The 19,276-nt window shown below is 53.8% G+C and carries 17 protein-coding genes; 4 read left to right on the forward strand and 13 right to left on the reverse strand.

Annotated elements, in window-relative coordinates:
- The first annotated feature begins 21 nt into the window (after positions 1-21).
- Positions 22-1,269, forward strand: a complete 1,248-nt coding sequence (locus CEK60_RS18805; protein ID WP_038479484.1) for an ammonium transporter — start codon at positions 22-24, stop codon at positions 1,267-1,269.
- Between the two features lie 203 nt (positions 1,270-1,472).
- Positions 1,473-1,811 (forward strand): P-II family nitrogen regulator, encoded by a 339-nt coding sequence (glnK, locus tag CEK60_RS18810; protein WP_009098335.1) that lies wholly within the window; start codon positions 1,473-1,475, stop codon positions 1,809-1,811.
- A gap of 204 nt (positions 1,812-2,015) precedes the next feature.
- On the opposite strand, the gene CEK60_RS18815 is transcribed toward glnK, so the two are convergent.
- The gene (locus CEK60_RS18815; RefSeq protein ID WP_038479478.1) at positions 2,016-2,792 is read right to left on the reverse strand and encodes a ferredoxin--NADP reductase; all 777 of its coding nucleotides are present in this window, start codon (positions 2,790-2,792) and stop codon (positions 2,016-2,018) included.
- Positions 2,793-2,975: 183 nt separating this feature from the next.
- Between CEK60_RS18815 and CEK60_RS18820 the strand changes: the two genes are divergently transcribed.
- Entirely contained in the window at positions 2,976-3,902 is a 927-nt protein-coding gene (locus CEK60_RS18820) for a LysR family transcriptional regulator (RefSeq protein WP_009723195.1), read from the forward strand.
- 20 nt (positions 3,903-3,922) lie between these two features.
- Here the strand turns inward: CEK60_RS18820 and CEK60_RS18825 are convergent, their stop codons facing one another.
- The 8 genes from CEK60_RS18825 to phnD form a co-directional block, all read right to left on the reverse strand.
- The gene (locus tag CEK60_RS18825) at positions 3,923-5,779 is read right to left on the reverse strand and encodes a methyl-accepting chemotaxis protein (RefSeq protein WP_089040292.1); all 1,857 of its coding nucleotides are present in this window, start codon (positions 5,777-5,779) and stop codon (positions 3,923-3,925) included.
- A 306-nt stretch (positions 5,780-6,085) separates the two neighbouring features.
- Positions 6,086-8,203 (reverse strand): methyl-accepting chemotaxis protein, encoded by a 2,118-nt coding sequence (locus CEK60_RS18830; RefSeq protein ID WP_089040293.1) that lies wholly within the window; start codon positions 8,201-8,203, stop codon positions 6,086-6,088.
- A 10-nt stretch (positions 8,204-8,213) separates the two neighbouring features.
- Entirely contained in the window at positions 8,214-10,085 is a 1,872-nt protein-coding gene (locus CEK60_RS18835) for a methyl-accepting chemotaxis protein (protein ID WP_089040294.1), read from the reverse strand.
- A 105-nt stretch (positions 10,086-10,190) separates the two neighbouring features.
- Entirely contained in the window at positions 10,191-10,622 is a 432-nt protein-coding gene (locus CEK60_RS18840) for a host attachment protein (protein ID WP_089040295.1), read from the reverse strand.
- A gap of 87 nt (positions 10,623-10,709) precedes the next feature.
- Positions 10,710-11,519 (reverse strand): phosphonate ABC transporter, permease protein PhnE, encoded by an 810-nt coding sequence (gene phnE / locus CEK60_RS18845; protein ID WP_089040296.1) that lies wholly within the window; start codon positions 11,517-11,519, stop codon positions 10,710-10,712.
- Positions 11,513-12,322, reverse strand: a complete 810-nt coding sequence (phnE, locus tag CEK60_RS18850) for a phosphonate ABC transporter, permease protein PhnE (protein WP_089040297.1) — start codon at positions 12,320-12,322, stop codon at positions 11,513-11,515. The genes phnE (CEK60_RS18845) and phnE (CEK60_RS18850) overlap by 7 nt, the downstream gene beginning before the upstream one ends.
- Positions 12,309-13,115 (reverse strand): phosphonate ABC transporter ATP-binding protein, encoded by an 807-nt coding sequence (gene phnC, locus CEK60_RS18855; RefSeq protein ID WP_089040298.1) that lies wholly within the window; start codon positions 13,113-13,115, stop codon positions 12,309-12,311. Before phnC ends, phnE (CEK60_RS18850) begins: the two co-directional genes overlap by 14 nt.
- Positions 13,116-13,172: 57 nt before the next feature.
- Positions 13,173-14,162, reverse strand: coding sequence for a phosphate/phosphite/phosphonate ABC transporter substrate-binding protein (gene phnD, locus CEK60_RS18860; RefSeq protein ID WP_089040299.1), 990 nt, complete (start codon positions 14,160-14,162; stop codon positions 13,173-13,175).
- A gap of 157 nt (positions 14,163-14,319) precedes the next feature.
- Here phnD and CEK60_RS18865 point away from each other — a divergent pair, with 157 nt between their 5' ends.
- The gene (locus tag CEK60_RS18865; protein WP_089040300.1) at positions 14,320-14,913 is read left to right on the forward strand and encodes a histidine phosphatase family protein; all 594 of its coding nucleotides are present in this window, start codon (positions 14,320-14,322) and stop codon (positions 14,911-14,913) included.
- Positions 14,914-15,025: 112 nt separating this feature from the next.
- On the opposite strand, the gene CEK60_RS18870 is transcribed toward CEK60_RS18865, so the two are convergent.
- From CEK60_RS18870 to CEK60_RS18885, 4 genes are all read right to left on the reverse strand, one after another.
- Positions 15,026-15,754, reverse strand: coding sequence for an amino acid ABC transporter ATP-binding protein (locus CEK60_RS18870; protein WP_009723183.1), 729 nt, complete (start codon positions 15,752-15,754; stop codon positions 15,026-15,028).
- Positions 15,755-15,840: 86 nt separating this feature from the next.
- Entirely contained in the window at positions 15,841-16,941 is a 1,101-nt protein-coding gene (locus tag CEK60_RS18875; RefSeq protein ID WP_089040301.1) for an amino acid ABC transporter permease, read from the reverse strand.
- Between the two features lie 21 nt (positions 16,942-16,962).
- On the reverse strand, positions 16,963-18,153 hold the full coding sequence (locus tag CEK60_RS18880) for an amino acid ABC transporter permease (RefSeq protein WP_089040302.1): 1,191 nt from the start codon (positions 18,151-18,153) through the stop codon (positions 16,963-16,965).
- Positions 18,154-18,244: 91 nt separating this feature from the next.
- On the reverse strand, positions 18,245-19,270 hold the full coding sequence (locus CEK60_RS18885; protein ID WP_089040303.1) for an amino acid ABC transporter substrate-binding protein: 1,026 nt from the start codon (positions 19,268-19,270) through the stop codon (positions 18,245-18,247).
- Between the last annotated feature and the right edge of the window lie 6 nt (positions 19,271-19,276).

Below are 19,276 nucleotides of genomic sequence, written 5' to 3' on the forward strand. Positions count from 1 at the left end.
TAGTTCAACGGGGAACTTAAAATGAATGAGTTGACTGATCTGAGCTACGCGCTCGACACGTTTTACTTCCTAATTTGCGGCGTGCTCGTCATGTGGATGGCCGCTGGCTTCTCAATGCTTGAGGCTGGCTTGGTACGTTCGAAAAACACCGCCGAGATTCTGACCAAAAATATCGCGCTGTTTGCGATTGCCTGCACCATGTACTTGCTGGTGGGTTACTACATTATGTATTCCAGCAGCGCGGGTGGCTTCCTACCCAACCTTGGTTTCTTGATTGGCGCTGAAAACAGCGTGGATGCAGTGACCGCAGGCGGTGATGATGCGCCTTACTACTCAATGCGCTCTGACTTTTTCTTCCAGGTAGTGTTTGTGGCCACAGCCATGTCGATTGTGTCTGGTGCGGTTGCTGAGCGCATGAAGCTGTGGGCATTCCTGGCCTTCGCAGTGGTGATGACAGCCTTTATTTATCCGGTGTCTGGCTACTGGACGTGGGGCGGCGGCTGGTTGTCTGAAGTCGGCTATTCCGATTACGCGGGTTCCGGCATTGTTCACTTAGCAGGTGCCGCGGCTGCCTTAGCGGGTGTATTGGTGCTTGGCCCACGTAAAGGTAAGTACGGTAAAGATGGGTCTATCCACGCGATTCCCGGCGCCAACATGCCGCTGGCCACACTGGGTACTTTTATCCTTTGGATGGGTTGGTTCGGTTTCAACGGCGGCTCTGAACTGAAAATGTCCGACATCAGCTCTGCCAACAACGTTGCTCAGGTGTTTGTTAACACCAATGCGGCCGCTGCCGGTGGCGTGCTTGCCGCACTGATTCTTGCCAAGCTGTGGTTCCGTAAAGCGGACCTTACCATGGCGCTTAACGGTGCTCTGGCTGGTCTTGTCGCGATTACTGCGGATCCTCTGTCGCCCTCTGCGCTAGGTGCTGCGGTGATTGGGGCGGTGGGTGGCTTGATCGTTGTCGCTGCGATCGTCACGCTGGACAAACTGAAGCTTGATGATCCGGTCGGTGCGATCTCGGTACACGGTGTGGTGGGTATCTGGGGCGTGCTGGCGGTACCGTTGACCAATGGCGACGCTTCTTTCGGCGCACAGCTGATCGGTATCGTTGGTATCTTTGGCTGGGTATTCGTTGCCAGCCTGGTGGTATGGCTGGTGCTGAAAGCCATCATGGGTATCCGCGTTAGCGAAGAAGAAGAGTATGAAGGTGTCGATATTGCTGAGTGCGGTCTTGAAGCCTATCCCGAATTTAGCGTTAAGAAATAAGCTTACGCTAATGAAATGAGCTGGCGTGCTCTTTTGGCCTCCCCTAGCGGGAGGCCTTTTTGCCTTAGTGCATTGTTACAATCCATAGGCGCTGATTTTTTATTCTCTGCCTGTAGCGGTGTATGCTTAACGCTAACGGGCTTGGCTAACAGCAGTGTCCCGCCAACCTTTAATAAAAGGCCACCAAGCTAGAGGATGTCGCAATGAAATTGATCTCAGCCATTATCAAGCCGTTTAAGCTTGATGACGTACGCGAATCGCTCTCTGATATCGGCGTGCAGGGCATTACGGTAACGGAAGTGAAGGGCTTTGGCCGTCAGAAAGGTCACACAGAGCTATATCGTGGTGCAGAGTACGTGGTGGATTTTCTGCCCAAAGTAAAGCTAGAAGTTGCGGTAGATGACGATATGGCGGAACAGGTTATTGATGCCATTACGCAGGTTGCCAACACAGGCAAAATCGGCGACGGCAAAATCTTTGTCATGCCGCTGGAGCAGGTGATCCGTATTCGTACCGGTGAAACCGGTAAAGACGCGGTTTAGGTTTGTTAACTGTGAGTGGTGAATGGTAAGTAAAAAGCAGTAAGTTGCTGAACTGTAGGTAGTAAGCAGCACAAAGCCCCTGTGGATCATCTCCAGCAGGGGCTTTGTATTAGTGATGTAGTCATTAAAGCGACTAGAATTTTCCTACTCACTACTCACTACTCACTACTCACTACTCACTACTCACTACTCACTACTCACTACTCACTTCTCAACAAAGGCACGCTCAATTACGTAATCGCCCGGCTCGCCCATCCGCGGAGAAATATTCAGGCCCAATTCGTCTAGCAGCGCGCTAGTGTCGTCGAGCATGGCGGGGCTGCCGCAAATCATCGCGCGGTCTTGGCGCGGATCAATCGGCGGAAGACCGGTGTCTTCAAACAGCTTGCCGCTGCGAATGTGATCGGTCAGGCGTCCCATGGTGTGGAATTCTTCACGGGTGACCGTGGGGTAGTACACCAGCTTTTCGGCAATCTCTTCGCCTAAATATTCGTGAGCAGGCAGCTCTTTGGTAATAAAGTCGGCATAGGCAAGTTCAGATACTTCGCGTACGCCATGCACCAGCACTACTTTTTCAAAGCGCTCGTACACTTCTGGGTCTTGGATCAGGCTCATAAACGGTGCAAGGCCTGTTCCGGTGGAAAGCATGTAAAGGTTGCGGCCGGGAAGCAGGTCATCGCATACCAGCGTGCCCGTAGGCTTGCGGCTGACCATAATTTGGTCGCCAACTTGAAGGTGCTGCAAGCGCGAGGTGAGCGGGCCATCGGGTACTTTGATGCTGAAAAATTCCAGATGGTCTTCGTAGTTGGGGCTGGCGATGGAGTAAGCACGCATCAGCGGTTTGCCGTTCACTTCCAGGCCAATCATCACAAACTGACCATTTTTGAAGCGCAGGCTACGCTCGCGAGTGGTGCGGAAGCTGAACAGGGTGTCGTTCCAGTGGTGAACGCTGAGGACTTCTTCCAGGGCAAACTTGCTCATGCTAACTCCTCCAATGGGCAGAGTGGCCTAAGCCTCGTCTGCCATATTCTAAAAAAGCATAAAAAATGGCTAAATATGTTGCTACTAATTCTAAATAAAGAGAGATATATCTGTTAAGCGAATTATACTGATAACACTTATCTAAAGAATAGATATGTCGCCGAAACAAGATAGGTTGTCTCTATGCATTACACCCTGCGCCAGTTGGAAGTCTTTGTGGCCGTCGCCCAGCACGAAAGTGTTTCTCAGGCGGCGCGTGCCCTCGCTATGTCCCAATCTGCTACCAGTACGTCGCTAGCGGAGCTTGAGCGTCAATTTGACTGCCAGCTTCTCGACCGCATGGGCAAACGGTTGAAGCTTAATGCGTTGGGCTTTCAACTGCTGCCAAAAGCGGTGGCTCTGCTGGACAGGGCCGAAGAGGTAGAGGAACTGTTGCGCGGCCAGCAGGGCGTAGGCGCATTGGACGTGGGCGCAACGCTAACCATTGGCAATTATCTAGCCACTCTGTTGATCAGCGATTTTATGCAGCGCTACCCAGGCAGTCGGGTGCGGCTAGCGGTGCGTAACACGCGGCACATTATTGAGAGTGTACGCCAGCACTCGCTTGATTTAGGGCTGATTGAAGGGCAGTGCGACGACGATATGATTATTAGCCAGCCATGGGTAGAGGATGAGCTGTGCGTCTTCTGCTCACCGCGCCACCCGTTGGCGGGTCGCGAGCATCTTGAGCTGGAACAACTGTTGCGTGAAGACTGGATTATGCGCGAGGAGGGTTCTGGCACCCGCATGACTCTTGAGCACGCCGCGCGGCATCGGCGTAGTCGGTTTAATACCCTGTTGGAGCTTGAACATACCGAGGGTATTAAGCGGGCAGTAGAGTCGGGGCTGGGGATTGGCTGCGTTTCCAGGCTAGCACTGCGTGATGCTTTCCGGCGCGGCAGCTTAGTGCCTCTGCCAACACCGGAATTAGACTTAAAACGTCAGTTCACTTTCATCTGGCACCGCCACAAGTACCTTACCACGGGGGTACGAGAGTTCTTGCGACTTTGCCGCGAGATGACCGCGGGTGCCAAGCGCAGTGATGATATTCCACTGCCGCCGATTCCTTAGTCACTTAATACGATAGTCACTCAATACGATGGCAAAGCGTTGGTTGCGTTGACGGTTAGAGGAGCCGAAGGGTGTTGAGACAGCTTAAAGCTGCTGATGGTGCCCTTAAGATGATCAGCTTGTTCTTTCAGCTGTTCAGCGGCAGTGGTGGACTCTTCCACCATGGCAGCATTCTCCTGGGTCATACGGTCAAGTTCAGACACGGCGATATTGATCTGTTTAATACCATCGCTCTGCTCACTCGTGGCGGAGTTGATTTCCTCTAACACATCGGTGACGCGAGTGATATGAGCGACAATGTCCTGCATGGTTGCGCCCGCGTTTTGCACTAATACAGTACCGTTATTCACTCTGCTTTGTGAGTCTTCAATGAGCTTTTGAATATCGTTGGCGGCTTCACTACTGCGTCCTGCTAATTTGCGTACTTCATCAGCAACGACCGCAAAACCACGGCCATGCTCCCCTGCCCGGGCGGCTTCTACGGAGGCGTTAAGGGCCAGTAAGTTGGTTTGGAAGGCAATACTGTTCATTAGCGTGACGATTTCGCCAATTTTATGGGAGGCCTGGGAAATATCTTCCATCGTGGTAACCACATTGGCGACCACTTGCCCGCCTTCCTTAGCTACGTTCGTGGCCGTTTGAGATAGCTTATTGGCTTCTTGGGCCGATGCGGCGGTGTGCTCCACGGTGCTGGTGATCTGTTCTATTGAAGCCGAGGTCTGCTGCAGGCTAGAAGCCGCATTATCGGTACGGCGGGATAGATCCTGGCCGCCCAAGGCAATTTCATTCGCTGCATGGTGCACCGAGTCACTGCTGGTGCGTACATCGACCAATACCGCTTCCATTTTGCCCACAAAGCGGTTGAAAGCACCGCAGATCTGAGCCACTTCATCACTGCCCTGTTCGGGAAGTCGTCGGGTTAGATCGCCTTCGCCGCTGGCAATGTCATCCAGAGCATCACGCGCCCGTTCTAGGCCAGCGAAAGCACGCTTGAGCCACAAGCTCAACAGCAGAGCCGTGACAGCAATGATGGCGATTAGCGTCAACAATGAAGACTTGAGAATGGCACGTAACCCGGCAGTGGCTTCATGCTCGTCGAGTGCCACGCCGAGTTCCCAGTCGGTTCCTGCGATGGGAGTCACCGAGAGTCGCTTATCCAGGCCATCGACGTTGATAGGCTCCCACGTGTCTGGCGCAGCACTTAGTTGTTCGATGGACGCAGGGGATAGGGTATCGCTAATTCGACTCAGCGGTTTGAGCGTCAGCGCTGCGTCGGGGTGAGCAATGACTGTTTCGCCGCCGCTACTTAGAAAGGCAAAACTCGAGGGCGTTGGCCGAATAGCGTTGACCTGACTGACTAGGTTGTCGATGACGACATCGCCGCCGATTACCCCATACAAACGGCCATTACGCTTGACTGGCGTAGCAAAGCTAACCACAAGCTGATTGCTATTAGCGTCCACGTAAGGCAGCGAGACGATCGTACGATCCTGCTTTGTTGCGGCTTGGTACCATTCGCGCTGGCGTGGATCAAAATCACTGCCTGGTACCCAGCCATCGGACGAAAGGTGGCGTCCATCGGATTGGCCGAAAAATGCCGTTAGGAAACCGCCTGACTCTGCTAACTGGACAAGTGGCGCAAGCGGATCATTATCGATCACGGGTGTGCGAGCTGCTTCTAGTATGGCGACTCGGGCATCAACCCACTCCTCAATGGCCAGGGCGTTACCCTGTGCAATAGAGGCCAGCTGCTGAGTTACCTGCTGGTCATTATGTGTTTGCAGGGTTAGGTAGCTGACTGAGGCATTAATAGTCAGTGCTAGCGTAATTACCATTAACGTGATGATAAGAATACGCAAGCGTAGGGACGACAGCATGAATATAGTCTCGCTAGTTAGGAAAGCTAAGGCCTAAAACAGGCCACTTTTTAGGTACTATCTGTTACGTACTATCTGCAGCCCTACTATCGGCACCAATGCCTACGACTTTAGGCGTATTCTTAAGATTGTGTTGTTATAGGCCCGCAACGGGGAAGACATGCTTTGGAGTAAGCTGAGCTAAGGCAGGATGGATAACGAGGTGAGCCCCGCAATGAGACCGGGCAGGATAATGACCGCCGAAGTTCAGCAGAGCGATAAACCTGCGCTACTGCCGATCTCCTGGCGGTCTGGTTGAATCGCCGTTTAGTACTGTGCCAGCATTGGCGCAGGCAGTGTGTGCTGGCTCTGTGTATGGCGGCTGTCATGTGCTTCAAGGGTGAAGCCACCCACCAGTGCATCGAGCCGATCCGCCTGATCTTTTAGCTGTTCGGCGGCGGTGGTGGACTCCTCCACTAGGGCTGCGTTTTGCTGAGTCATCTGGTCTAGATCGGTGACGGCAATGCTTACCTGACTAATACCATCGTTTTGCTCGCGCGCGGCCGTGCTGATATCGCCGAGCATTTGAGTAACGCGCGTCACGCTTTGAGCCAGTTCATGCATAGCTGCTTCGGCATCACGCACCATTTGGGTACCGCTTTCTACCTTACCTGCCGAGGCATCGATGCGTTGGCGAATATCTTTGGCGGCGTCGCTGCTGCGCGAGGCGAGTTTGCGCACTTCATCAGCCACGACGGCAAAACCACGACCATGCTCCCCTGCACGGGCAGCCTCTACAGATGCGTTTAGCGCCAGTAGGTTAGTCTGGAAAGCGATACCATCAATGACGCTGACAATGCTCTGAATTTCATCAGAGTTGGTGCGAATATCCGTCATCGTGGCGACCACCTGCTCAAACGCACTGTCAGTACGGGACGCTAGCTCCGAGGCGGTTTGGGAAAGCCCGCTGGCTTCCTGTGAGGCGTGGGTGGTGTGGCCAACGGTACTGCTGATCTCTTCCATGGCTGAAGAGGTCTGTTGCAGGCTGGCGGCGGCCTGTTCGGTGCGCCGAGAAAGATCGTGCCCTCCTTGGGTAATCTCATTGGCCGCATGGTTAACCGCTTCGCTGCTGCGCCGTACATCCAGCAAGATGGTTTGGATTTTCTCCGCGAAGGCATTGAACTGTTCTGCTACCGCTGCGCTCTCGTCGCGGCCATGAACTGGCAAGCGTTGGGTAAGGTCGCCATGTCCGGTTGCGATCTCTTCCATCCGGTTGGCTAGGCGTTTAAGAGGGCGTGCGATTCGTCCACCAATCCACCACAGTGCGCCGACACCAATCGCGGCCAGCAATAAGCCCACCAGCGTCATGCCCAGCGTGTTTTGCTGACGCTGCTCGCTGAGCACGTCTTGCAAGGCGTTCAGTTCGGCCAGTACCACTGACTCGGGAAGCTGCAGTACCAGCACCCAGGGCTGATCCGTATTGCCAAGGGTGATAGGCTGATAACGCTGGAACATACCATCGGCCATGCTGCTGTGTAGGCTGCCCTGCGTTGTTGCCTGCTCAATGCCTGCCAATAGCGTGTCACTTAGCGAATCGCTAGCGGGCAAGCCCAAGGCTTCTTTGCCAGCGGTATCCGCTACCAAACCGCCACGTCCCGCCACCAGTGTCATTCGGCCTGCGCCGTTGTAAAGCGCCTGGTTGGCATCGTTTAACAGGGTTTGGATAAAGTTAAGCGCCAAATCAATCCCCGCCACACCGCGAAATTCGCCATCTACCAAGATCGGCGCGTTGAACGAGGTGACTAGCTGGGTTTCGCCGCCGAAGTCGTAAGCCGCGGGGTCGATAATACAGGGAGCTAAGGTTTCCCGTGGACACAGGTAGTACTCGCCTTCGCGCACGCCGCTTGCTAGGGGCGTTTCGCTCTCTATGTCCTCACCTAGCGGCAGTATCGCCAGCTCGCCATCATCAGTGCGGTACCACCAAGGCATAAAGCGGCCGCTGGCGTCATGGCCGTAGCGCTCGTCACCCGCGTAGCGCGCGTCATCTCCAAAAGCGTTGGGCTCCCAGCCGATATAGGCATCCACTAGGTCAGGGTTGTCGGCGACGGTTTGGCGTACAAGGTTTGATAGCTGTCGGCGGCTTAAGTAGAGCGCGCGTTGGCCCTCTGCATCTTCCATGCCCATTAACGCATTGGTCATGGCGAGTTGGCTGGCCAGCGTCATCGCTTTGTCCAGCTCGCGCTGAATGCGCTGACCTTCTGCTTCGGCAATGGCGTTTAAGCGGGCATCCAGCGCGCCTTCCATGAGCTCACTGGTGTGGTCATCCACGGTTTGTTGAGTGTGTGAGGCGGCGATCAAGTTATACACCACCAGGGCGGCCACAATGGCTAACAGGCAAGGGCCTGCTAGTGCCACGACAAAAGAGCGTAATGAGCGGAAATGCATAGTGTAATCCCTAGGCGATATGGCGACGTTGGTTGTCAGGTGTTTGGTAGGGCACTTGCAAAGCAGGCGTGGCAGCGTGGGACAGTTTAAAGCTGCTGATAGTCCCCGCGAGATGCTCCGCTTGCTCTTTCAGTTGCTCAGCAGCAGTAGTGGACTCTTCCACCATGGCAGCGTTTTCCTGGGTCATGCGATCAAGCTCGGCAACGGCAATATTGACTTGATTAATGCCGTCGCTCTGCTCGCTGGTGGCTGCGTTAATCTCCTCCAGCACATCGGTAACACGGGTGATATGGGCAACAATATCCTGCATCGTCGCACCCGCATTTTGTACCAGAGAGGTGCCATTGTTGACTTTGCTTTGTGAGTCTTCGATTAGCTTTTGAATATCGTTGGCAGCTTCGCTGCTGCGCCCCGCAAGCTTGCGGACCTCGTCGGCCACTACGGCAAAGCCGCGGCCATGTTCGCCGGCACGGGCCGCTTCTACAGAGGCGTTGAGTGCCAGCAGATTGGTTTGGAAGGCAATGCTGTTCATCAGCGTGACAATCTCACCAATTTTATTAGAGGCTTGAGAAATGTCTTCCATTGTTGTGACGACATTTGCCACCACTTGGCCGCCTTCCTTTGCAACGTTTGATGCGGCATGGGAGAGCTGGTTGGCTTGCTGGGCAGATGCGGCAGTGTGTTGAACGGTGCTGGTGATTTCCTCGATCGACGCAGAAGTTTGCTGCAGGCTTGCGGCCGCGTTATCGGTACGGCGTGATAAATCCTGACCACCCATGGCAATTTCGTTGGCCGCGTGATGAACCGCTTCACTGCTCGTGCGGACATCAACCAACACGGCTTCCATTTTGCCGACAAAACGGTTGAACGCGCTGGCAATTTGGGTCACTTCATCGTTGCCTTCTTCTGGCAAACGCAGGGTTAAATCGCCATCTCCCGAGGCAATGTTATCCATCGCGTTGCGCACGCCAAGCAGTCTACGAAGCATCAATGAAAGCAGGACACCAAATATAACGGCGGTGATGGCCGCGACAATCAGCAAAGTGATAATCGAGGTAGTCGCAATGGCACGCAGGCCTGCGGTGGCTTCGTGCTCATCAAGCGCCACGACTAACTGCCAGCCACTACTGCCGCCCACTGTGCTGCCCATCAGCAGCTTGCCACTGTTTTGCAGCTCAAGCGCTTGAGGCTCTTCGGCCTGGATAATCTTGGCCAAGCTGTCGTTGGTTAGATCGCTGCTCAACACTGAGGACGGCTCAAGCGTTAACTCGGCGTCAGGATGCGCCACAAGCGTGCCATCTTCCGTCGTCAAAAAACCAAAGCTTGAAGGTGTCGGGGCGATACTGGCCACAATATCAATGACATCTTCAATGGTGATATCTGCGCCAATGACAGCGGCGAGCTGCCCGTTACGGTAGAAGGGGCGTGCAAAGGTAACGATTAACCCCCCTGTTTGGGCATCGACATAAGGCGTTGTGATAATGGTGTCTTTGGCGTTGGCAGCGTCTTGATACCAGGGGCGTTGGCGAGGGTCATAATCACTAGGCGGCTGCCAGTTATCAGAAAAAACAGCATCAGACGTAGAGGGATAAGCCATATAGGCCGTCATGAAGCTTCCAGAATCAGACAGCTGTCGCAATGCGGCAAGCGGGTCACTGCTGCCAACAGCATCATCCATGCTGGCCAGCATGGTATAGCGAGCGTTAAACCACTCATTAATTGCCTGGGTGTTGCCGTTAACGACGGCACTGAGATTGCGGCTTACTTGTTGATTGTTGTGATGCTTGACGGTGGTGTAGCTGGCTATGCCATTAATGATGAGGGCTACAATAATGGCCGTGAGGGCGGCTAGTAAGATGCGGGCTCGCAGGGACGAAAACATGGTCGCTCTCTAAATCGTCAGGGGTCAGACGACTATCGGCAAAAGCGACCACTTCTTTAGCAGAAAAGCGTGCTTAGTGGGAAAGCGAGGGTGACGTAGAGAGCATTAGCGTAGGTCGCTAACGGCGTTTTGAATATCGGCCAGGGAAGCTTTACTCAAATCTTTTGAAAGCGTGTGAATGACCAGTTTGTGGGTGGTGTTGTCGAGCTTTTCTCGCAGTAGCCCAAGAAACTTTGGCGGCGCGACCATAATAAGCTTTTCCATGCTGTTATCGACGCGTGCACCATATAAGCGTTTGGCGACTTCTTTGGCAAACAGCTCATTTTCATGCTGCGAGGCAGCGCCCTCTTCTCCAGACGAGCGCGATGAGGTTGACGTAGATTCATGGACATCGGCACCGCGGCGATCGGTGATTAAATCACCTTCGTGCAGCCTGCCTGCTGCGTGTACAAGGCTCTCATGCTCAGTGAGATTCAACGCATCACGGGTGAAAATACGCGCGCGGGCGGCGTCAGCTACCACGATATAGGTGGTCATCGTCGTACGTCCTCCTTGTCGTTAGTTACCCTCTAACCATGGCAAGCGTTTGCCGTTTGGTCAAACACTTGCGAAGGTAAAAAGGGGTTAAAGCACTTTGCTGCGCAGTAGGCTAGTAATGGCTTCGCCAATCAGTACCAAAATGATAATCGCGATCAAAATAGTAGCGACTGTCGGCCAAGCAAAGGTGTCGATAGCGCCTTGCAGAATCACGCCAATGCCACCTGCGCCAACGAGTCCCAGCACGGTAGATTCCCGGATGTTGATATCCCAGCGCAGAATCACGATAGCAAAAAAGGCTGGCATCACCTGGGGCACAATAGCGTAGGCGACCACTTTTGCCTTGGAAGCACCGGTGGCTTCCATCGCTTCCACTGGGCGACGGTCGATTTCTTCAATGGCTTCACCCATTAATTTGCCAATAAAGCCTATCGAGCGAAACACAATCGCCAGGATCCCTGCTAATACGCCGGGGCCAAAAATAGCCACGAATAACAGCGCCCATATAATCGTATTAACCGAGCGGCTGGAGACCAGAATAAAGCGCCCCAGCCATAGGCAGGCACGATTGGGGGTGGTGTTCTGGGCGGCGATATAGGCGACTGGCAAGGCGAGGAAAATAGTCAGAAATGTGGCCAACGTCGCGATATGTACCGTTTCGAGCAGCGCGTTCAGAATATTGCTTAACCCGGCAGGGCTAGGCGGCCACATGCGCGCAGCCAAATTAGACATTTGGTTGGGCGCGTCCCATACCCAGGGCCAGAAAATATCAATATCGCGAACCGCCCAGAACACCAGCATCAGTGTGCCTAGCAGTACAGCGTAGCGGATTAAGCGTTCTTTACGGTCGTAGCGATGCCAAACACGGTCGGCAAGTTGCTGAGCGTGATCTACCATATTTTTTTCCTCACCCAGCCGCTGATGCCTTCACTCAGTAAAATAACCGCAATAATGACCAGTAGAATCGCAAAGGCGAAGTCGTAATCATAGCGACCAAAGGCATTCATTAATGTGCCACCGATACCGCCTGCACCGACGATGCCGACCACCGCAGAGGCGCGTAGGTTGCTATCAAGCTGGTACATCGATAGACCGACCTGGCGGGGCAATATTTGTGGAAAGACGGCGTAATAAAGCGTGGCAATGTAGCCTGCTCCTGCCGCGCGCATGGCTTCTACCTGCCCCCAATCAATCTCTTCGATCTCTTCTGCTAGCAGCTTTCCAACAAACCCGATGGAGTAGAGAGTCAGCGTTAAAATACCTGCCAGCGGCCCAAACCCAACGGCCGCCACGAATAAAATAGCCACGATAACGGGGTGAAAGCTGCGCGAGATAATAATGACCGCGCGGCCAATCACGTAAATGGGCATCGGGGCGATGTTACGAGCGGCCATCACCGCAAAAGGAATCGATAGAAAAACGCCTAGTAGTGTGGCGAGAATGGCAATTTGGAAGCTCTCTTTAAAGCCTGTTAGTAGCAACTCGTAACGTTCCAGGCTGGGTGGAAAGCCCCCGCTAAAGATGCGCGCTGCCCGCGGTAAGCCTTCTGAAATGCGCGCCCAGTTAAACGGCAAAGAACCGAAAGCCCACACCAGATAAATCGCAGCGACAATAAAAATGCCGTAGCGGATGATGGGGTTGGCAATGAATGGCGGTTTTTTCCAGGTACGTGGGGGAGACGGGGAGTCAGACGGCGTCATGTCGTGGCTCCTCAGCATGGGCACCGGGCTGCTCGGTAATAGCATCGTCAGGCGCTTCAATACCACCATAAATGGCATCAAGAGCGTCTTTGTTGAAGTCTGCAGGCACGCCATCAAAAATCATCTTGCCGTGGCGTAAGCCGACAATGCGCTCAGTGTAGGTTTTTGCTTGCGCAACGTTATGAATATTAATCAATACCGGTAGCGAAAGCTCACTGGCAAGGCTCTGCAGCAGGATCATTATTTGCTCGGACGTGCGTGGGTCGAGCGATGCTGTTGGTTCGTCGGCCAGCAACAGGTCAGGTTCTTGCATTAATGCCCGCACCACCCCGACACGCTGGCGCTCACCGCCGGAAAGCTCATCGGCACGTTTATTGGCGTAATGAGCAATCCCAACGCGCTCCATAAGGGTAAATGCACGCTCTATATCGGCTTGAGGGTAGCGACGTGAGATTGCTTGATAGAGATTAACGTAGCCAAGCCGTCCAGCCAGCACGTTCTCCATGACGGTGAGGCGATCAAGTAAGTTAAATCCCTGGAAGACCATGCCAATTTTGCGCCGGGCACGGCGTAACTCAGCGCCTTTCACATTCACCAGTTCGGTGCCGTTGAGTTTGATAGAGCCCGATGTAGGTTCTACTAAGCGATTGATACAGCGAAGCATGGTGCTTTTACCAGCACCAGACGCGCCAACAATAGAAACAACGCTGTTGTCCTCTACCTTAAGATCGAGTCCCTTCAGCACCGCCTCGTTGTGGCCATAACGTTTGACCAGATTGGTAATTTCCAGCATGTGATTGTTTCCATCGAAAGGCGAATAATTGCGCCGCTGGGGGCGGCGCAATCGTTGTTACTCCAGGTTTTCTCGTGTATAGCTCACGTCATTAGCTGCCTGGATGGTACGAATCACTTGCCAGTTATCTTTGTAATTAATCGGAATAAACTTTTCGACGCCTTCAAACTCCTCGCCAAGCTCGGTGCCGACAAAATCGAAGGTAAAGAAGGCTTCCTCGATTTTTTCTACAAGATCCGGGTGTAAGTTATGGGCGTAGTTATAGGAAGTGGTTGGGAATCGATCAGATTCGTAGATCAGACGCACATCTTCCTCATCGTAAAGACCACGTGCTGCCATACGCTCGACCACTTCAGAAGCCACCGGCGCGGCATCGTAATCCCGAGCGACGACGCCCAACATCGATTGATCGTGGCTGCCCGAGTAAACGATGTCGTAATCCTCTTCGGGAGTGATGCCAAGCTCTGGCAGTAAGGCACGCGGCGCTAGATTACCGGAGTTGGACGTTGGCGAGGTGTGGGCAACACGCTTGCCCTTGAGGTCTTCCAGGCTCTCAATGTCTGAGTCTACGTGGGTAAATAGCTGCAGGGTGTAGCCGAACTGACCATCATCTGACCCCATCAGTGCGAAGGGGACCGCGCCTGCTAAGTTCACGGCAAAAGGAGTCGGGCCGGTCGAGAAGCCAGCAATGTGTAAGCGCCCGCTGCGCATGGCTTCGACTTGTGCGGCGTTAGATTGAACAGCAAAGAAGCGCACATCGCGTTCGGTGACCTCGGATAGATGATCAATAAAGGGCTGCCAGATATCCGAATAAATGGCCGGATCTTCTACCGGGGTATAAGCAAAAATAAGCGTGTCCGGGTTTGCCCATCCAGACTCGTCGCTTGGCCGATCAGCCACCATGTCGCCGTTTTCATCGCAGTACAGTGGGTCCAGGTCACCACGCTCGCACTCTGCCAAGGCATGGGTAGAGAGGAGTGCGAAGGGGAGCAGTGATGCAGCCGCTAGCATGGCAAGCGGACGCTTGCAGAAACGTGACGTTTCCATAGTTAGCCTCTTATGTGCGTTATTTTTGTGTTGTGCTATCCACTATCGAATTCAGCGCTTCTTTTACTGCGCGTACGTTTCGCAAGTGGACATTTGTAGCGCTAGATGTTTATTTTTCGAAAACGATCTCTTTCAATCTAGGGTTTATTACGAAGATATGTCAAACACTTTCACAGCTGCCTTCTACCATTGGCGAAATCGCTATCTGTTGATGCGCCATGGCCATAGCCAAGCGAACGAACAAGGCCTCATTATTAGTTCGCCTGGGCGTGGGCTTTGCGACTTCGGCTTGTCGCCTCTGGGTGAGGAGCAGCTCTCAACAGTCGTTGCACAATGGTGTTGGCCGACGCCCACCAAAGTGCTGCACTCGGACTTTTTGCGGACAACGCAAACCGCTGAAAGAGTTGCTACAGCGTTTGGCTTAACGCTGGAGAAAGAGGAGCGCCTTCGTGAGCGCTACTTTGGTGAGCTCGATGGCCAATCGGATCGACATTACCCTGACGTATGGGCGTTAGATGCCCAGGATGCTGAGCATCAACAGCATCAGGTGGAGGCGGTCAGCAAGGTCGCCGCAAGGATGTATGCAGTGATTGAGGAGCTAGAGCGCCGCTGTGAAGGTGAGACGGTACTGGTGGTGAGCCATGGCGATCCACTACAGATATTGCTCACAGCACTCGCCAATAAACCGCTGACGCAACACCGCGAGCAACCTGCCCTGCAGCCTGCCAGTATTACCCCGCTGGGGAGTTAGTCGGGTTGGCAGTGGTTGCGGGGGAGCGGTCAATGAATCGGCAGCGCTGGATATAACAATGGGCCTTCGCTGAGGCCCATTGCTTTATCAACTGCTTTATCAATTGCGTTACTTAGTGCCCCAGAATCTGGCTTAAGAATAGCTGGGTACGTTCTGACTGCGGGTTATTGAAGAACGGCTCAGGGGCGTTTTCTTCGATGATTTGCCCTTGGTCCATAAAAATTACCCGGTCGGCGACGGTTTTGGCAAAGCCCATCTCGTGGGTCACACACAGCATGGTCATGCCTTCATTGGCAAGCTCGACCATGACGTCTAGCACTTCCTTGATCATTTCTGGGTCAAGGGCCGACGTTGGTTCGTCGAAGAGCATGACGTCAGGGTGCATACACAGTGAGCGGGCAATGGCGACCCGCTGCTGCTGGCCGCCGGAAAGCTGACCCGGGTACTTAAGCGCCTGTTCAGCAATACGCACCCGTTCTAAGTATTGCATAGCCATTTCTTCCGCCTCGCGGCGCGGCTTTTTTTGCACCCACATGGGCGCTATACAGCAGTTTTCCAGCACGGTTAAGTGAGGGAAGAGGTTGAAGTGCTGGAATACCATGCCCACGCTACGGCGGATTTGCTCGATACGCTTAACGTCTTGGGTAAGCGGTACGCCGCCTACCACGATATCGCCTTGCTGGTGCTCTTCCAGATGGTTAATGCAGCGAATCAAGGTTGACTTGCCCGAGCCTGAAGGCCCGCAAATAACAATACGCTCGCCGCGCTTTACTTCCAGGTCGATATCGCGCAGCACGTGAAAATCGCCGTACCATTTATTAACGCCGCGCATTTCAACCATTAGATCAGAAGTCGGGGTGCCAGAGATGTCGGTAGCTGCTTGAGTCATGTCTTTATCCTGCTAAAAAATCGTTAATAAAAGCGGCGTTAGCGCTTATGACCGGTGTGTAGCTTGCGCTCTAAATACTGGCTATAGCGCGACATGCTGAAACAGAAGACCCAGAACATGAAGGCGGCAAAGACATAGCCTTCCAGTGAGAAGCCCAGCCAGCGTGAGTCGGCCAGCGCTGCTTGCACGATCCCCAATAGGTCAAATAGCCCGATGATCATGACCAGGGTGGTGTCTTTAAACAGCGAAATGAAGGTATTCACAATGCCGGGAATCATCATTTTCAGCGCCTGAGGAAGCACAATCAGCCCCATACGCTTCCAGTAGGTCATGCCAAGCGCAGCAGCAGCCTCTTCCTGGCCTTTTGGAATGGCTTGCAGGCCGCCACGAATCACCTCGGCCATGTAGGCGCTTTGGAATAGCGTTAGGCCGATCAGCGCCCGTACTAAACGGTCTACATTCATTTCAGAGGGTAGGAACAGCGGCAGCATTACCGAGGCCATGAATAGCACCGTAATCAGCGGTACCCCACGCCAGAACTCGATAAATACGACGCAGAAACTTTTCACGATGGGCATATTGGAGCGCCGCCCCAGCGCCAGCACAATGCCGATAGGCAGTGCGCCCACCATACCGACGGTGGCCAGCAGCAGGGTTAGCAGTAAGCCACCCCAGCGATGCGTAGGCACGCGAGGCATGTCAAAGTAGCCGCCGTGCAGCAGCACATAGGCAACGATGGGGAAACCGACGAGCGCGAATATCGCCACCCAACGTTTGAGGGGCAGGCGGGGAATAGCTAGCCAGGCTATCAGCGTAAAGAAACCAGCAAAGACGATGTTGGCTCGCCAGATTTCCTCACGGGGATACAAGCCGTAGATAAACTGGGTTAAGCGTGCATTGATGAATACCCAGCAAGCCCCTTCCCGAGAGCAGTCATCTCGTGTGGTGCCGATCCAATCAGCATTCAAAAACGCCCACTGAACGGTGGGAACGACAAGCAAATAGAGTATGTAAAGCCCGATTAGGGTAAAGATAGTATTGATCGGGCCGTTGAACAGATTGGCACGTAGCCAGGCAACCGCCCCGACAGAACTACTGGGGGCTGGCCGCTCTTTAATGATTGTTTGATTATGGATCATATCAATATCCTCACCGTCGGCCTAGCGTTCAACCAGTGCCACTCGGGCGTTGAACCAGTTCATAAACATGGACACCAGCAGGCTGATGGTTAGGTAGACCGCCATGGTCATTGCAATGACCTCAATGGCTTGGCCGGTCTGGTTCAGCGTGGTGCCTGCAAACACCGAGACAAGGTCGGGATAACCGATGGCGGTTGCCAGCGACGAGTTCTTAATCAAGTTCAAGTACTGGCTGGTTAGCGGCGGAATAATGACGCGCAGTGCCTGAGGGATAACCACCAGACGAAGTACCAGGTTACGTGGCAGGCTTAGTGCCTGTGCAGCTTCCGTTTGCCCGTGCGAAATTGCCTGAATGCCAGAGCGGACAATTTCAGCAATAAACGAGGCGGTATAAATCGACAGTGCCAGCCAAAGCGCGAGGAACTCAGGGATTACCGTAATACCGCCACGGAAATTAAAGCCGCGTAGTTCCGGCATTTCCCAGGTGACTGGCACGCCAGTGGCAACTAGCACTAACAGCGGTAAGCCAAAAATCAGTAAAAACGAGATCCAGTAAGCCGGTAGGCGTTTGCCAGTGGCTTCATGGCGACGCTTGTTCCATATCACCAGGGCAATACTGGCAACAATGGCGACAAGGAAGGTAAGAGGGATCAAGCCAAAGCCAGACTCAAACAGCGGCTGGGGTAAATACAATCCGCGTACGTTGAGAAAAATGGCTTCGCCAAATGCCAGGCTATCTCTGGCGCTTGGCATCGTGCGCAATACCGCAAAGTACCAGAAGAATATTTGCAGTAGCAGCGGAATATTGCGGAAGGTTTCGATATAGGCGGTGGCTAAGCGCGCTAGCAGCCAGTTAGGCGACAGGCGGGCGATGCCAACAATAAAGCCAATGATGGTCGCGGCCAATACCCCTAGGCCACCCACCAGCAACGTATTCAGTAAGCCAACCAGGAAGGTACGGCCATAAGTGCTTTGAGATGAGTAGTCGATCAGACTCTGCACAATCCCAAAACCTGCGGTGTTGCCCAAGAAACCAAACCCGGTGGTGATACCACGTGCGGATAAGTTGTCTTGGACATTACCGACAATGTAGAACAAAAAGGCTGCCACAGCGGCGACGAGGAGTAGCTGGAAAATAAGCGCACGTTTGGCGCGATCTCGCCAAAACGGCGGCTTGTGGCCAGCGGGACGAGTGTTAGGGCTTACGGACATGGAAGGCGTCTCCGCGATACGGACGGTCAATCAAATGGCCCGCCGATGCCCTTGGAAGGATGGGGCGGCGGGCCGGGGTCAAACGAGACGCTTAGCGAATCGGCGGTGCGTACTGGAAGCCACCTTGGTTCCAGAGGGCGTTAACACCACGTTCAATTTCAAGCGGAGAGCCCATACCGACGTTGCGCTCAAAGCTTTCGCCGTAGTTACCGACTTGGCTCAGGATGTTGTAGGCCCAATCGGCTTCTAAGCCCATACCTTCACCGTAGTTGCCATCTTGGCCAAGTAGGCGGGCAACATCAGGATTCTCAGAGTTGAGCATCTCTTCGGCATTTTCGCTGGTGACGCCATACTCTTCGCCGTTAATCATGGCGAATAACGACCACTTCACGATGTTAAACCATACATCGTCGCCTTGACGTACCACAGGGCCCAGAGGCTCCTTGGAAATAATGTCGGGTAGAATGACCGCGCTGTCCGGTTCATCTAGCTGAATACGCAGTGCCGCCAGCTGAGACGTATCCGAGGTTAATACATCACAGCGCCCAGACTGGAAGCCACCCACGGTTTGTTCAGAGGTATCAAATACAATGGGGTCGAACTGCATATCGTTGGCGCGGAAGTAGTCGGCTACGTTGAGTTCGGTCGTGGTACCAGACTGGATACAAATAGCGGCACCATCCAATTCGTCGGCACCACTCAGACCCAGATCGCGGTTAACTAGGAAGCCGATACCGTCGTAAAAGGTCACGCCAGTGAAGTTGAGGCCCAGCGTGGTGTCACGAGTGGTGGTCCAGGTGGTATTACGTGATAGTACGTCGACTTCGCCAGACTGCAGGGCCGTAAAGCGCTCTACGGCGTTCAGGGAAATGTAGTTCACCGCATCGGCATCACCGAGAACGGCAGCTGCAACGGCACGGCATACGTCAACGTCGAGTCCTTGCCAGTTACCTTCATCGTCCGGGGCGGAAAAGCCTGGCAGGCCGTCGCTGACGCCGCACTGTACGGCGCCGCGTTCCATCGTGTCTTCTAACGTATCAGCTTGAGCAGTGGCGACACCGGCCAACGTGATAGCACCCGCGGAGGCCAGCAGTACCAAGTGTTTTTTATTTATCATGGTCGT

It is taken from the genome of Halomonas sp. N3-2A, from assembly GCF_002216165.1.
Classification (GTDB): domain Bacteria; phylum Pseudomonadota; class Gammaproteobacteria; order Pseudomonadales; family Halomonadaceae; genus Vreelandella.